This window comes from Acidovorax kalamii, from assembly GCF_002245625.1.
Classification (GTDB): domain Bacteria; phylum Pseudomonadota; class Gammaproteobacteria; order Burkholderiales; family Burkholderiaceae_C; genus Acidovorax; species Acidovorax kalamii.
Genome location: NZ_NOIG01000004.1, coordinates 133,972 through 148,151, shown reverse-complemented (window position 1 = coordinate 148,151; position 14,180 = coordinate 133,972). Strand labels below are relative to the sequence as shown.

Below are 14,180 nucleotides of genomic sequence, written 5' to 3'. Positions count from 1 at the left end.
TCAGATGCATGGTGGCTACACAGCCTCTGCATCCGTCAAAGAAGATTGCGGCCGATTATCCGGAAAACCGTGGCGCGCCAATGAAAACACGGGCCGAAGCCCGTGTTGTGTGGATCAGGAAATCAAGCGAGCTTGCCGTGGCACTGCTTGTACTTCTTGCCGCTGCCGCAAGGGCAGGGGTCGTTGCGGCCCACGCGGATGCCCTCCGGCAGGGCCTGGCCCACCGTTTGTGCATCCACCGTGGTTTCCACCTCGCCCGTTTCGGTGGGGGCGGTGTACGTGACGTTGGCGATGCTCTCGGCGCGGCTTTCCATGTCCTGTGCGGCCTGGTCCAGCTGGGCCTGGGACTGGATCTGCACGGTCATGAGGATCTTGGTGACCTCGTTCTTGACCTGGTCGATCAACTGGCGGAACAGCTCAAAGGCTTCGCGCTTGTACTCCTGCTTGGGCTGCTTTTGTGCATAGCCGCGCAGGTGGATGCCCTGGCGCAGGTAGTCCAGCGCAGAGAGGTGGTCGCGCCAGTTGGAGTCAAAGTTCTGCAGCAGCACCACGCGCTCGAACTGCGTGAAGTTGTCGCGGCCTACCTGCTCCACCTTCGCATCGAACGAGGCGTTGGCAGCCTGCAGCACCTTCTCCAGGATTTCGTCGTCGGTGACGCTGCTCGCGCCCTGCACTTCCTGCTGCAGCGCAATCGCCACCTGCCATTCCTCGGCCAGCACCTTTTCCAGCGCAGGCAGATCCCACTGCTCTTCCACCGATTCAACGGGCACGTACTGGCGCACGAGATCGGTCATGCAGTCTTCGCGCATCGCGGCAATCACGTCCGACAGATCGGAGGCGTCGAGGATGTCATTGCGCTGCTGGTAAATGACCTTGCGCTGGTCGTTGGCCACATCGTCGTACTCCAGCAATTGCTTGCGGATGTCGAAGTTGCGGGCTTCCACCTTGCGCTGGGCCGACTCGATGGAACGCGTCACGATGCCCGCTTCAATGGCTTCACCATCGGGCATCTTCAGGCGGTCCATGATGGCCTTGACGCGGTCGCCCGCGAAGATGCGCATCAGCGAATCGTCCAGGCTCAGGTAAAAGCGCGACGAGCCAGGATCGCCCTGGCGGCCCGAGCGGCCACGCAGCTGGTTGTCGATGCGGCGGGATTCGTGGCGCTCGGTGGCAATGATGCGCAGACCACCCAGGGCCTTGACCTTCTCATGGTCCACCTTCCACTGCTCGCGCAGCGCGGCCACCTTGGCAGCACGGTCGGATTCGGACAAGGACTCGTCGGCCTCAATGGCCGCCACATCCTTCTCGATGTTGCCGCCCAGCACGATGTCAGTACCACGGCCGGCCATGTTGGTGGCGATGGTGATCATGCCGGCACGGCCCGCCTGGGCCACGATGTCGGCCTCACGGGCGTGCTGCTTGGCATTGAGCACCTGGTGCGGCAGGCCTTCCTTGTTCAGCAGCTGGTCGATGATCTCGGAGTTCTCGATCGACGTGGTGCCCACCAGCACCGGCTGGCCACGTTCGTGGCATTCGCGGATGTCCTTGATGGCGGCTTCGTACTTCTCGCGTGTGGTTTTGTACACACGGTCCAGCTGATCGTCGCGCTTGCTTGGGCGGTTGGGTGGGATGACCACGGTTTCGAGACCGTAGATTTCCTGGAATTCATAGGCCTCGGTGTCGGCCGTGCCGGTCATGCCAGCGAGCTTGCTGTAGAGGCGGAAATAGTTCTGGAAGGTGATGGACGCCAGCGTCTGGTTCTCGGCCTGGATCTTCAGGCCTTCTTTCGCTTCGACAGCCTGGTGCAGTCCTTCGCTCCAGCGGCGGCCCGACATCAGGCGGCCGGTGAACTCATCCACGATCACGATCTCGCCGTTCTGCACCACGTAGTGCTGGTCACGGTGGTAGAGGTGGTTGGCACGCAGGGCTGCATACAGGTGGTGCATCAGCGTGATGTTGGCCGGGTCGTACACCGAGGCGCCTTCGGCAATCAGGCCATGGCTGGCGAGCACGCGCTCGGCGGTCTCGTGGCCCTGTTCGGTCAGGAACACCTGGTGGCTCTTCTCGTCCACCGTGAAGTCGCCGGGCTTGGTCACGCCCTCGCCCGTGCGGGGGTCGGCTTCGCCTTCCTGGCGCACCAGCAGGGGCACCACCTTGTTCATGGCGACGTAGGTCGCCGTGTGGTCCTCGGCCTGGCCGCTGATGATCAGAGGCGTGCGCGCCTCATCGATCAGGATGGAGTCCACCTCGTCCACGATGGCGAAGTTCAGGCCCTGCTGGACGCGGTCCTGCGCCTCATAGACCATGTTGTCGCGCAGGTAGTCGAAGCCGTATTCGTTGTTCGTGCCGTAGGTGATGTCGGCGCGGTAGGCCTCCTGCTTCTGCTCGCGGGGCATGTTGGGCAGGTTGATGCCCACCGTGAGGCCCAGGAAGTTGTACAGACGCCCCATCCACTGCGCATCGCGGTTGGCAAGGTAGTCGTTCACCGTCACCACATGCACGCCCTTGCCCGACAGGGCATTGAGGTACACCGGCAGCGTGGCGGTCAGCGTCTTGCCCTCACCAGTGCGCATTTCGGAGATCTTGCCGTAGTGCAGTGCCATGCCGCCCAGCATCTGCACATCGAAGTGGCGCATCTTCATGACGCGCTTGGACCCTTCGCGGACCACCGCAAAGGCTTCGGGGAGGATGTCGTCCAGCGACGCGCCCTTGACTACGCGCTCCTTGAACTCCTGCGTCTTGGCCTTGAGCTGCTCGTCCGACAGCTTTTCGTACTCGGGCTCCATCGCATTGATGCGGGACACCGTCTTGCGGTACTGCTTGAGAAGCCGGTCATTGCGGCTGCCGAATATTTTGGTGAGGAAGTTGGTGGCCATGCGAACAGGACCGCTTGCCCGCTGCAATCAGCGCGCCAAGCGACCGAAATCCCTAAGATGAATTGAGTTCAGGTGGGTCCTTTGGCCAGGTTTGCAACCCAGGCAATGAACACCGGACCCGCGATTTTACCTGCCCGGTGTGGGGGCAGCCCCTTGCGCAGCCGCCACCTGCGCATTGGTCGTGGTGCCCCCTGCGCTCAGGAACTTCTGAGGATCCTGAAAAACCCCTTGCACGAGCACTTCGAAATGCAGATGGGGTCCCGTGGAACGTCCGGTCGTCCCGATTTCTGCAATCTTCTGCCCCCGGCGCACGATGTCCCCTTGCTTCACCAGGGTACGGGAGGCATGGGCATAACGCGTCACCAGCTGGTTGCCATGGTCCACCTCGATCATGTTGCCGTAAGCGGGGTGGTACTCCTGCGTCACGACGACCCCCCCTGCAGCCGCCAGAATAGGCGTTCCCGTGTCGGCCTGAAAATCCAGCCCGGTGTGCAGGGCCGACTGGCCGGTGATCGGGTCCAGGCGCCAGCCAAAGCCCGATCCCGCAGACCGCCCGGTGACCGGTGCATGGGTCGGCACCATCTTCTTGCGGATGTGCTGGTCGAACAAACGGGATTCGAGCACCGTCATCAAGTCCACTCGCTGGTTGGTTAGCCGCTCCAGCTCGTCAAGGGTGGTTTGCAGCTCTTCCATGGACAGGTTGTGGGCGCTCACCAGCGCTCCGCCGCGTGCGTCAGCCTTCTGGATATCCCCGGGTGCCATGCCCGCCAGGCCCAGCACACGCTCCCCCAGCGACTCCAGTTGCACCATGCGGGCCTGCATCTCGCCCACGCGGCGCGCCATGGCATCCAGATTGGCGCGCATGAAGCGGTCGCGTTCCGCAAACTCGTCCTTGACCACCAGCCGCACCAGGGAGCCGACAATCGGCCAGCCTTCGCGCGCGCCCTTCAGAAAAACCCAGTGGTACAGCGTGGCCGCCACCAGCATGAGGCACAACGACAGCGCCAAGCCCGCCAAGAGCAGACGGGTGCCGGACAGATGAATGGCCCTGCTGCGCGCCAGCCGGGCGTCCGTGATAATCAAATGCACTACGAATTCCCCACGCCCGAAGACGCCACACCATGAATCGCCGCCACCACGCTGTCACCGTGCAGCAAGCCAGCGCGGAATCCCCCACGCTGGCCAGGCTTACAGCACTGACACGCGACTCCAGTGATCGGCTCAAGGCCATTGAATTGCTGATACCTGCAACCTTGCGTCCAGCCATCCAGGCCGGCCCCATCGATGGAGACAGCTGGTGCCTGCTGGTCAAGAGCAATGCCGCAGCGGCAAAAATACGCCAACTGCTGCCTGCGTTGCAGGCGCATCTGCGCAGTCGGGGGTGGGAGGTTAACGCGATTCGCCTGAAAGTTCAAACCTGACGGCGGCCGCCAGAACCAGGGAATGCAGAAGAAAGCAAGAAAAATGGTGCCGGTTGTCGGAATCGAACTGACGACCTACCGCTTACAAGGCGGGTGCTCTACCAACTGAGCTAAACCGGCGAAGGCGGCATTCTATCCTGTAAATGCCACCTCAAAATCGAAAGCAGCGCTACTTGACGCGCTTGAGGGAGGGACGTCCACCGCCCGCTGCCGGGGGTGGCCTGGGGGCATCGCCCCCGTCATCCTTGGCGCCATCGTCACTGCCCACCAGCTGAACCACCCGGTCCTCTGGCGATGCGGTCGCTGCAGCCGCAGGACCCGCTGGCACAGGCGCCGATGCGAGCACGGGGGAAACATCCCCACCCGCCAACATATCCACCGGCGGAGGGAAGGCCATGCCCTGGCCATTTTCACGGGCATAGATCGCGATCACCCGGCCCACAGGCACCAGGATTTCACGGGGCTTGCCACCGAAGCGGGCCTTGAACTCAATGAAATCATTGCCCAGCTGCAGCGCGCTCGTGGCATCAAAACTGATGTTCAGGACAATCTCACCATCCTTCACATACTCGCGCGGCACCTGCACGGAGTCGTCCACGCGCACGGCCACATAGGGCGTGAGCCCGTTGTCCGTGCACCACTCGTACAGGGCACGAATGAGATAAGGGCGCGTGGAGGTCGATTCCTGTGCGGTCATGTCAATGGATGGCTGCTGCGTGGGTAGAAAAGGAAGTAGGCAGGCCGCAGATTACTTGCGCATGACCTTCTCGGAAGGCGTCAGCGCCTCGATGTAGGCCGGACGCGAGAAGATGCGCTCGGCGTACTTGAGCAGCGGCGCCGCATTTTTCGACAGATCGATGCCGTAGTAGTCCAGGCGCCACAGCAGCGGGGCGATGGCCACGTCCAGCATGGAGAAGTTGTCACCCAGCATGTACTTGTTCTTGAGGAACACCGGGGCCAGTTGCGTGAGGCGGTCGCGGATGTGGGCGCGGGCCTTCTCCAGGGCCTTTTCGTTGCCCTTGGTCGCACGCGATTCGAGCGTGTTCACATGCACGAACAACTCTTTCTCGAAGTTCAGCAGGAACAGGCGCACGCGGGCACGGTCCACCGGGTCGCCAGGCATCAGCTGCGGATGGGGGAAGCGCTCGTCGATGTACTCGTTGATGATGTTCGACTCATACAGGATCAGGTCCCGCTCGACCAGGATAGGCACCTGGCCATACGGATTCATCACGCTGATGTCTTCGGGCTTGTTGTACAGGTCCACATCGCGGATTTCAAAGTCCATGCCCTTTTCAAACAGGACAAAGCGGCAGCGGTGGGAGAAGGGACAGGTCGTACCCGAGTAAAGCACCATCATGGTGGGAGGCTCCTAAAAATCAAAAGAGTGGGAGCCCAAAGCGCCCACTCTGCAAACAATCCAGCGGCACCCCGGGGGGCGCCTTGTCAAGGATTTGCGGCTCGTGCTGTTTACTTCACATCCTTCCAGAAGGCTGCGTTCAGCCTCCAGGCAATGACGGTGAAAACACCCAGGAAGATCAGCACCCACACGCCCACTCGGACGCGAGTGTTTTGGGCAGGTTCGCCCATCCATTGCAGATAGTTCACCAGATCACCCACGGTCTGGTCGAACTGCAGCGGGGTCATCGTACCGGGCTTGATCTGCTCCCAGCCCTTGAAGACCTGGGTCTTGTGGCCGTGGCTCTCGCGCTCTTCAAACACGGGACGGCGGTCACCCTGCATTTCCCACAGCACATGGGGCATGCCCACGCTTGGGAAGGCCAGGTTGTTCCAGCCCGTGGCCTTGGTTTCGTCGCGGTAGAAGGTACGCAGGAAGGTGTAGAGGTAGTCGGCACCCGTGCCGCCGTGGCCGGCGCGCGAACGTGCGATCACGGTCAGGTCAGGCGGGTTGGCACCAAACCATTCCTTGGCCTGCTTGGGATCGATGGAAGCCTTCATGGTTTCGCCGACCTTGTCAGTCGTGAACAGCAGGTTGTCCTTGATCTGCTGCTCGGTCAAACCGATGTCGCGCAGGCGGTTGAAGCGCATGAAGGCTGCCGAGTGGCAGTTCAAGCAGTAGTTGACGAACACCTTGGCACCGTTTTGCAGCGAAGCCAGGTCATTGGTCTTGTTGGGCGCCTTGTCCCAGGCGATGGTGTCGCCACCAGCAGCATGGGCTGCACCAGCGACCAAGCCTACAGCGGCGATCAACGTGAGGATGATTTTCTTCATTGTTGTTGTCTCCAGGCTCAGTGCGCCACAAAGGTCACGCGGTCGGGCACGGGCTTGGCTTCGCCGATGCGGCTCCACCAGGGCATCAGCAGGAAGAAGCCGAAATAAAACAGCGTTCCCACTTGCGACACACGCTCGCCAATCGGCGATGGTGGCTGCACACCGAGGTAGCCCAGGATCAGGAAGATGATCACGAAGATGCCATACAGGTATTTGTGCCAGTCAGGACGATAGCGGATCGACTTGACGGGGCTGTGATCCAGCCAGGGCAGGAAGAACAGGATGACCACAGCACCACCCATCACCACCACACCCCAGAACTTGGCGTCGATGGACAGCATCATGGCGATGACCACCACGGCCGCACCGGCGATGCCCGCCTTCACGAAGCTGGGCAGTTTGGCCTTGAGCACGCCGAAACCAGCGCCAGCGACAACGCACAGCACGAGCACGTACATCATCTCGGTGGTGATGGCACGCAGCATCGAATAGAAAGGCGTGAAGTACCAGACCGGGGCAATGTGCGCGGGGGTCTTGAGCGGGTCCGCAGGGATGAAATTGTTGTATTCGAGGAAGTAGCCACCGAACTCGGGTGCAAAGAACACCACGGCCGTGAATGCCATCAGGAACATGCTCAGCGCGAAGATGTCATGCACCGTGTAGTAGGGATGGAAAGGCACGCCATCCAGCGGCTTGCCATTGGCATCCTTGGGCGCCTTGGGGCCCTTGATTTCCACGCCATCGGGGTTGTTGGAACCCACATCGTGCAGCGCCAGCAAGTGCGCCACCACCAGGCCAAGCAGCACCAGTGGCACGGCGATCACGTGGAAGCTGAAGAAGCGGTTCAGCGTCGCATCGCCCACCACGTAGTCGCCACGGATCAGCAGCGCCAAGTCGGGGCCGATGAAGGGGATGGCGGCAAACAGGTTCACGATCACCTGGGCGCCCCAGTAGGACATCTGGCCCCAAGGCAGCAGGTAGCCCATGAAAGCCTCGGCCATCAGGCACAGGAAGATGGCGCAGCCGAAAATCCAGACCAGCTCGCGCGGCTTGCGGTAGCTGCCGTAAATGAGGCCACGGAACATGTGCAGGTACACCACCACAAAGAACGCGGAGGCGCCTGTGGAGTGCATGTAGCGGATCAGCCAGCCCCAGGGTACATCGCGCATGATGTACTCGACCGAAGCAAACGCCAGGTTGGCGTCGGGCTTGTAGTGCATGACCAGGAAGATGCCCGTCACGATCTGGATCACCAGCACGACCAATGCCAGCGAGCCGAAGATGTACCAGAAATTGAAGTTCTTCGGAGCGTAGTACTCCGACATGTGCACCTTGTAGGCGTCGAACGCGGTCGGGAAGCGGTTCTCGAACCAGTTCGTGACCTTGGCGCCCGCCGAGGCGTTGGGAGAGATTTCCTTGAATTCAGCCATGTCGTCGTGCTCCTTCAAGCCTTCTTGTCTTCACCGATCAGCAGGCGCGTATCGGACAAGTACATATGGGGGGGCACTTCGAGGTTGTCGGGTGCGGGCTTGTTCTTGAAGACGCGGCCAGCCATGTCAAACGTGGAGCCATGGCAAGGGCACAGGAAGCCGCCCTTCCAGTCGTCGGGCAGCGAAGGCTGGGCACCGGGCTGGAACTTATCGGAGGGCGAGCAACCCAAGTGCGAGCAGATGCCCACACCCACAAAAATCTCGGGCTTGATGGAGCGCGCTTCGTTGCGGGCGTACTCCGGGGTGAGTTCGGACGGCTTGCGTTCGGACTTGGGGTCAGCCAGCTGGCCGTCGAGCTTGGGCAACTCGGCCAGCTGTTCGGGGGTGCGCTTGATGATCCAGACGGGCTTGCCGCGCCACTCCACGGTGACTTTTTCTCCCGGCTTGAGGGCGGAGATATCCACCTCTACCGCAGCCCCGGCGGCTTTTGCGCGCTCGGAGGGCTGGAAGGTACTCACGAAAGGGACGGCAGTTGCCACGCCGCCCACCGCACCAGCACATGCTGACGTGATGATCCACGTCCGCTTGCTGGAGTCGATTGGAGTGTCACTCATGGGGATCCTCGATTGATCATCGCTAGATTGGGGTCAACCGCGAATTGTAGCGGAGTGAAAATGGTTATTTCAACGCGACCGCCTGTCTTGACAGCCCATTGAGCTGAGCAATACTCCCGCATCAACATCCGTTCATACAAGGAGCAACAACATGGGGATGATGCAAGAGTTCAGGGAATTCGCGGTCAAGGGCAATGTGGTGGACCTCGCCGTGGGCGTCATCATCGGCGGCGCCTTCGGCAAGATTGTGGATTCGGTGGTGTCCGACCTCATCATGCCGGTGGTGGGCCTGGTGTTCGGCAAGCTGGATTTTTCCAACCTGTTTGTAGTGCTGGGCACGATTCCGCCGGGCACGGGCACCACGCTGGATGCGCTCAAGAAAGCCGGCGTGCCGGTGTTTGCCTATGGCAACTTTTTGACGGTGGCCGTCAACTTCCTGATCCTGGCGTTCATCATCTTCATGATGATCAAGCAGATCAACCGCCTCAAGCGCGAAACCCCCGCCCCTGCTCCCGAAGCACCCGCCGCTCCCGCAGAGGACATCGTGCTGCTGCGCGAGATCCGGGACAGCTTGAAGAAGTAAACACCCCCTGAGTCGCTTCGCGCCTTCCCCCTCTCTCGACTCGCTGCGCGATTCGGGAGGGGGATGCCCCCGGCGCGACGGGGCGGCCCTTGCGCGGGGGCACTCGCCTTGGCCGCGCCAGTGGCATAGGCTGCATGCGGCTGGCCGCCCATGGGTCACTGCAAAACAGGTGCTGAAGCGCTAAGCGGACAGTTGGCGCGCCATGCGCACCGCCTCGATGAGGCTGGCCGCATCAGCAACGCCCTGCCCCGCAATGTCAAAGGCCGTGCCGTGGTCGGGACTGGTGCGCACCAGGGGCAGCCCCAGCGTCACATTCACCCCCTTGTCCACGCCCAGGTACTTCACCGGGATCAGCCCCTGGTCGTGGTACATGGCGATCACCACATCGAATTCGCCCACACGCTGCGGCGTGTTGCGCGCGCGCATGAACACCGTGTCGGGCGCAAACGGGCCATGCACATCGAGCCCCTGGGCGCGCGCAGCTGCGATGGCCGGGGCGATCACCTCCAGTTCCTCGCGGCCAAACAGGCCGCCCTCGCCCGCATGGGGATTGAGCCCGGCCACTGCCATGCGCGGCACGCGGCCCAGGCTGCGCAACAGCGCGGCATGGGTGATCTGCAGCGTCTGCAGCACGTTGTCCTGCGTCACCGCCGCAATCGCGTCGCGCAGCGACACATGGATGCTGACCAACACGGTGCGCAGTTCGTCGTTGGCCAGCATCATGCGCACGGGCATGCGGGCCAGCGGCACGCCCTGGTGGGCGGCGGCCTCGGCCTGCAGCAGCTCGGTGTGCCCCGGAAAATCCACGCCCGCAGCAGACAACGCCTCCTTGTGCAGGGGCGCGGTGACCAACGCCGCCACCTCGCCGCGCAAGGCCGCGCGGGCCGCCCAGACCACCGCGTCGGCTGCGGCCCGGCCTGCTGCAGCACTGACCTGCCCCCAGGGTTGGGAGCCGGGGATGCCCGGCACCGGCAGCACGGGCACGCAGCGCGGGGGCATGGCCAGCGCTTCGTGTGGCGCACTGATCTGCGCCACCGGCAAGCCCCCGACACCCGGCCGCGCAATGGCCTGGGCCGCACGCCGCAGCGTGGCCACGTCGCCCACCACAAAACAATGGCGTAGCAGCTCGGGCGCGTCCCGGAAGGCCTTGGCCACGATCTCGGGCCCGATACCGGCGGGGTCTCCCTGGGTGATGGCGATGGTGTGCATGGTTTTTTGAAGCTTTTTGTGCCGCTACCGCGCTATCAGCAAGCCTGAGCAGCTATTAATATGTGAGCAAGCACCCCGCACAGCGTATCGCACCGACAGGGGGTACAGGGCGGGGCGAGCGCCTACGCAGGGTTGTCGATTTCGATGAACTGGTGCTCCAGACCGCACTGCGCCGCCACATGGGCGGCCACGGCAGGGGCACCGTAGCGCTCGGTGGCATGGTGCCCGGCGGCAATGAAGCTCACACCCATCTCGCGCGCCAGGTGGGCCTGGGGTTCGGAGATTTCGCCGGTGATGAAGGCATCGGCACCTGCTGCAATCGCCGACTCGAAGTACCCCTGGGCGCCCCCTGTGCACCAGGTTACCCGGCGGATGGGCCGCTGAGCGCCGTCCGGCTCGGGCTGCACCAGCGTCACAGCGCGGCCCAGCGCCTGCGCCACATGGTCGGCCAGGGCCTGGCCGTCGTCAAAAACCGCTGGGGCGGAGAAGCCCAGGTCCTGTTCGCCAAACCGCGCATCGGCTGCAAAACCCAGCACGCGGCCCAGTTGCGCGTTGTTGCCCAGTTCGGCATGGGCATCCAGCGGCAGGTGGTAGGCAAACAGGTTGATGTCGTGCGCCAGCAGCAGTTGCAGCCGCTGCTTCATCCAGCCCGTGATGCGGCCATCCTGCCCACGCCAGAACAAGCCGTGGTGCACAAAGATGGCGTCTGCGCGGGCGGCGATCGCAGCCTCGATCAGGGCACGGCTGGCGGTCACGCCGCTCACCACGCGCTGAATCTCGGCCTTGCCCTCGACCTGCAGGCCGTTGGGGCCGTAGTCCTTGAAGCGTTCGGGCTGCAGCAGGCCGTCGAATGCCTGCAAAAGTTGGTGGCGTGAAATGCTCATGCCGCTATTGTCGCGCGCAGCCCATGCCCCCACATGGGGGACAATGCCGTCCAGGGAGACGGCCTGGCGCCGCCCTGGTGCAAGCACCCTCGGCCCCTCCCTACCCACCACCTGTACGTTCATCGGGACGTGAATTTCATGAAACGACTCTGGCTGCTGTTTTCCCAGACCGTGACGGTGTTCGTTGCGGCCTATTTTGTTGTTGCCACCCTGCAACCCGACTGGCTGGGCCGGGGCACCACACGCTCCGGGGCCGGTATTGCGCTGCTGGAAGCGCCCGCCACGCCGCCCTCCCAGCCCGCAGCGGGCAGCTTCAGTGCTGCAGCGCGCAAGGCCGCGCCCGCTGTGGTCAGCATCAACACCAGCAAGGAAGTGCGCCACCCGCGCAGCAACGACCCCTGGTTCCAGTTCTTCTTTGGCGACCAGGGCAGCCAGGCCCAGGCAGGCCTGGGCAGCGGCGTGATCGTGAGCCCCGATGGCTACATCCTCACCAACAACCATGTGGTCGAGGGTGCTGACGAGATTGAAGTCACCCTCACCGACAGCCGCCGCGCCCGTGCGCGCGTGATCGGCACCGACCCCGACACCGATCTGGCCATCCTCAAGATCGAACTCGACAAGCTGCCCGTGATCGTGCTGGGCAATTCCGACGGCCTGGACGTGGGCGACCAGGTGCTGGCCATCGGCAACCCCTTCGGCGTGGGCCAGACCGTGACCAGCGGCATCGTGAGCGCGCTGGGCCGCAGCCAGCTGGGCATCAACACCTTCGAGAACTTCATCCAGACCGACGCGGCCATCAACCCCGGCAACTCGGGCGGCGCGCTGGTGGACGTGAACGGCAACCTCATGGGCATCAACACCGCGATCTACTCGCGCTCGGGCGGCAGCATGGGCATTGGCTTTGCCATTCCGGTGTCCACGGCGCGCATGGTGCTCGACGGCATCGTGAAGGACGGCCAGGTCACACGCGGCTGGATCGGTGTGGAGCCCAACGAGCTCTCGCCCGAGCTGGCCGAAACCTTTGGCGTGAAGAAGGCCACCGAGGGCGTGATCATCACCGGCGTGCTGCAGGACGGCCCCGCCGCCCAGGCCGGCATGCGGCCCGGCGATGTGATCGTGCGGGTGGACGGCAAGAACGTGGGCAATGTGTCCGAGCTGCTGAGCGCCGTGGCCGCCCTCAAGCCGGGTACCAGTTCGGCCTTCAATGTGCAGCGGGGGGACAAGCTGGTGGAGCTCAGCATCAACCCCGGCGTGCGCCCCCGGCCGCAGCAGCGGAACATCCGGCGGTAAACGGAGAGGTGGCGGGCGGGCCCTCGGGCTCGCTTCGCGCCAAGGCGCCCACCGTCGCACAGGTGGTCACAGCCATACCATCAGCGCGCGCAAACGCTATATAAAATATAGCATTTAGTCGTTTATGGATGGGCGGAAGCAGCCAATTTCACCCATAAAACTGGCCACAAAATCGCACAAGACGCGCAGACCAGCCTCTCTCGTTGTTGATGGCCCTGCCCCGCTGGTGCATTGCGCGCCGCCAGCACGAACAAACGCTTCAGAAAGCCAGGGAAAGAATCAGGAAGCCGATGCGGACTCTTCCGCTTCTTCCGGCGCCTTGGTGTGCTTGATGAAGATCTGCGCGGCCCAGATGCCCACCTCGTACAGGATGCACATGGGGATGGCCAGCGACAGCTGCGACACCACATCGGGCGGCGTGACGATGGCGGCGATCACAAACGCGATCACGATGAAGTAGCCGCGGAACTCGCGCAGCTTCTGCACGCTGACCACGCCCATGCGGGCCAGCACCACCACAGCGATCGGCACCTCGAACGCCAGACCAAAGGCCAGGAACATCGAGAGCACAAAGCTCAGGTAGGCCTCGATATCAGGCGCAGCCGTGATGCTCTTGGGCGCAAAGCTCTGGATGAACGCGAACACCTGGCCAAACACGAGGTAGTAGCAGAACGCAACGCCGACGAAGAACAGCAATGTGCTGGAGATCACCAACGGCAGCACCAGCTTCTTCTCGTGCGAGTACAGGCCGGGCGCCACAAAGGCCCACACCTGCCACAGCACAAACGGCAGCGCCAGCAAGAAGGCCGACATCAGCAAGATCTTGAGCGGCACCATGAACGGCGAAATCACCGAGGTGGCGATCAGCGTGGCCCCCTTGGGCAGGTGCGCCACCAGGGGCGCCGCCAGGAAGTCATAGAGCGCGCCGGGGCCGGGGAAGAAGAACAGGATCGCCGCCGCAATGGCGATGGCGATGATCGCCTTGACCAGCCGGTCGCGCAGCTCCATCAGGTGCTGCACAAACGGCTGCTCTGTGCCGGCCAGTTCGTCTTCTTTGGTGGGGGTGTCGGACATGGTGGGTTTTCAGGGGCGCACCGGGCGCCCATGCAGCGCCGCGCACAGGGGGCCGCGCGGCGCCATCGTCAATGGAATTTCTGGGGACGGAAGCGGGCCACGCGCGCAGCGCCCGACTGCGCCTTGGTGCGCACACCACTTTTGGCCTTGTACCACTGGGGCACAGCGCCGCGCTTGAGGCGCCAGTTCTTGCCCGGGTGCTTGTAGGCAGGCACCACGGTGGTCTGCTCGTTCAGGGCCGCGCTGGCCGTGTCGGTGGCTTCGGCCCAGTCCTTCTCGAACTCGCTGGCGCTGGTCTGGATGGAGTTGTGCACATCACGCGCCGCGTTCTCCACCGTGTCCTTCATCTTCTTGAGTTCGTCCAGCTCCATGGAGCGGTTGACCTCGGCCTTCACGTCGGACACATAGCGCTGGGCCTTGCCCAGCAGCGTGCCCACGGTGCGGGCCACGCGCGGCAGCTTTTCGGGGCCGATGACGATCAGCGCCACGGCGCCGATCAGCGCCATCTTGGACAGGCCGATATCAATCATGGATGGATCAGGCGCAAAGGCAAGGCAAAGTGCAGCG

At 63.2% G+C, this 14,180-nt stretch carries 14 protein-coding genes and 1 tRNA gene; 3 read left to right on the top strand and 12 right to left on the bottom strand.

Annotated features, from left to right (window positions below; genetic code table 11):
* Window positions 1-122 precede the first annotated feature (122 nt).
* Window positions 123-2,876: a preprotein translocase subunit SecA gene (gene secA / locus CBY09_RS03755; protein WP_094286555.1), complete on the bottom strand. Its 2,754-nt coding sequence runs from the start codon at window positions 2,874-2,876 to the stop codon at window positions 123-125.
* Window positions 2,877-3,002: 126 nt separating this feature from the next.
* Complete coding sequence (locus CBY09_RS03750; protein ID WP_094286553.1) at window positions 3,003-3,965, bottom strand: M23 family metallopeptidase; 963 nt, start codon at window positions 3,963-3,965, stop codon at window positions 3,003-3,005.
* Between the two features lie 32 nt (window positions 3,966-3,997).
* Here CBY09_RS03750 and CBY09_RS03745 point away from each other — a divergent pair, with 32 nt between their 5' ends.
* On the top strand, window positions 3,998-4,297 hold the full coding sequence (locus tag CBY09_RS03745) for a hypothetical protein (protein ID WP_063459831.1): 300 nt from the start codon (window positions 3,998-4,000) through the stop codon (window positions 4,295-4,297).
* Window positions 4,298-4,341: 44 nt separating this feature from the next.
* On the opposite strand, the gene CBY09_RS03740 is transcribed toward CBY09_RS03745, so the two are convergent.
* The 6 genes from CBY09_RS03740 to petA all read right to left on the bottom strand — a co-directional run bounded on the left by CBY09_RS03740 (window position 4,342) and on the right by petA (window position 8,573).
* Window positions 4,342-4,417 (bottom strand) — tRNA-Thr (locus tag CBY09_RS03740).
* 49 nt (window positions 4,418-4,466) lie between these two features.
* Entirely contained in the window at window positions 4,467-4,994 is a 528-nt protein-coding gene (locus CBY09_RS03735; RefSeq protein WP_094286551.1) for a ClpXP protease specificity-enhancing factor, read from the bottom strand.
* Window positions 4,995-5,045: 51 nt separating this feature from the next.
* Window positions 5,046-5,657 (bottom strand): glutathione S-transferase N-terminal domain-containing protein, encoded by a 612-nt coding sequence (locus tag CBY09_RS03730; RefSeq protein WP_005794209.1) that lies wholly within the window; start codon window positions 5,655-5,657, stop codon window positions 5,046-5,048.
* Between the two features lie 110 nt (window positions 5,658-5,767).
* Window positions 5,768-6,529: a cytochrome c1 gene (locus CBY09_RS03725; RefSeq protein ID WP_094286549.1), complete on the bottom strand. Its 762-nt coding sequence runs from the start codon at window positions 6,527-6,529 to the stop codon at window positions 5,768-5,770.
* Window positions 6,530-6,546: 17 nt separating this feature from the next.
* Window positions 6,547-7,959 carry a cytochrome b gene (locus tag CBY09_RS03720; protein WP_094287968.1) on the bottom strand — a complete coding sequence of 471 codons (1,413 nt, stop codon included), beginning with the start codon at window positions 7,957-7,959 and terminating at the stop codon, window positions 6,547-6,549.
* Between the two features lie 14 nt (window positions 7,960-7,973).
* Window positions 7,974-8,573 (bottom strand): ubiquinol-cytochrome c reductase iron-sulfur subunit, encoded by a 600-nt coding sequence (petA, locus tag CBY09_RS03715; RefSeq protein ID WP_015012701.1) that lies wholly within the window; start codon window positions 8,571-8,573, stop codon window positions 7,974-7,976.
* A gap of 151 nt (window positions 8,574-8,724) precedes the next feature.
* On the opposite strand from petA, the gene mscL reads away from it, so the two are divergent.
* Window positions 8,725-9,156 (top strand): large conductance mechanosensitive channel protein MscL, encoded by a 432-nt coding sequence (gene mscL, locus CBY09_RS03710; RefSeq protein WP_094286547.1) that lies wholly within the window; start codon window positions 8,725-8,727, stop codon window positions 9,154-9,156.
* Between the two features lie 180 nt (window positions 9,157-9,336).
* Here the strand turns inward: mscL and pdxA are convergent, their stop codons facing one another.
* Both pdxA and CBY09_RS03700 read right to left on the bottom strand, forming a co-directional pair.
* Window positions 9,337-10,365, bottom strand: coding sequence for a 4-hydroxythreonine-4-phosphate dehydrogenase PdxA (gene pdxA, locus CBY09_RS03705; protein WP_094286546.1), 1,029 nt, complete (start codon window positions 10,363-10,365; stop codon window positions 9,337-9,339).
* Between the two features lie 122 nt (window positions 10,366-10,487).
* The gene (locus CBY09_RS03700) at window positions 10,488-11,249 is read right to left on the bottom strand and encodes a Nif3-like dinuclear metal center hexameric protein (RefSeq protein WP_094286544.1); all 762 of its coding nucleotides are present in this window, start codon (window positions 11,247-11,249) and stop codon (window positions 10,488-10,490) included.
* 138 nt (window positions 11,250-11,387) lie between these two features.
* Between CBY09_RS03700 and CBY09_RS03695 the strand changes: the two genes are divergently transcribed.
* Window positions 11,388-12,539 carry a S1C family serine protease gene (locus CBY09_RS03695; protein ID WP_094286542.1) on the top strand — a complete coding sequence of 384 codons (1,152 nt, stop codon included), beginning with the start codon at window positions 11,388-11,390 and terminating at the stop codon, window positions 12,537-12,539.
* Between the two features lie 279 nt (window positions 12,540-12,818).
* Here CBY09_RS03695 and tatC read toward each other — a convergent pair whose 3' ends face one another.
* Complete coding sequence (gene tatC, locus CBY09_RS03690; protein WP_094286540.1) at window positions 12,819-13,613, bottom strand: twin-arginine translocase subunit TatC; 795 nt, start codon at window positions 13,611-13,613, stop codon at window positions 12,819-12,821.
* A 68-nt stretch (window positions 13,614-13,681) separates the two neighbouring features.
* Window positions 13,682-14,143 carry a Sec-independent protein translocase protein TatB gene (gene tatB / locus CBY09_RS03685; RefSeq protein WP_094286538.1) on the bottom strand — a complete coding sequence of 154 codons (462 nt, stop codon included), beginning with the start codon at window positions 14,141-14,143 and terminating at the stop codon, window positions 13,682-13,684.
* Between the last annotated feature and the right edge of the window lie 37 nt (window positions 14,144-14,180).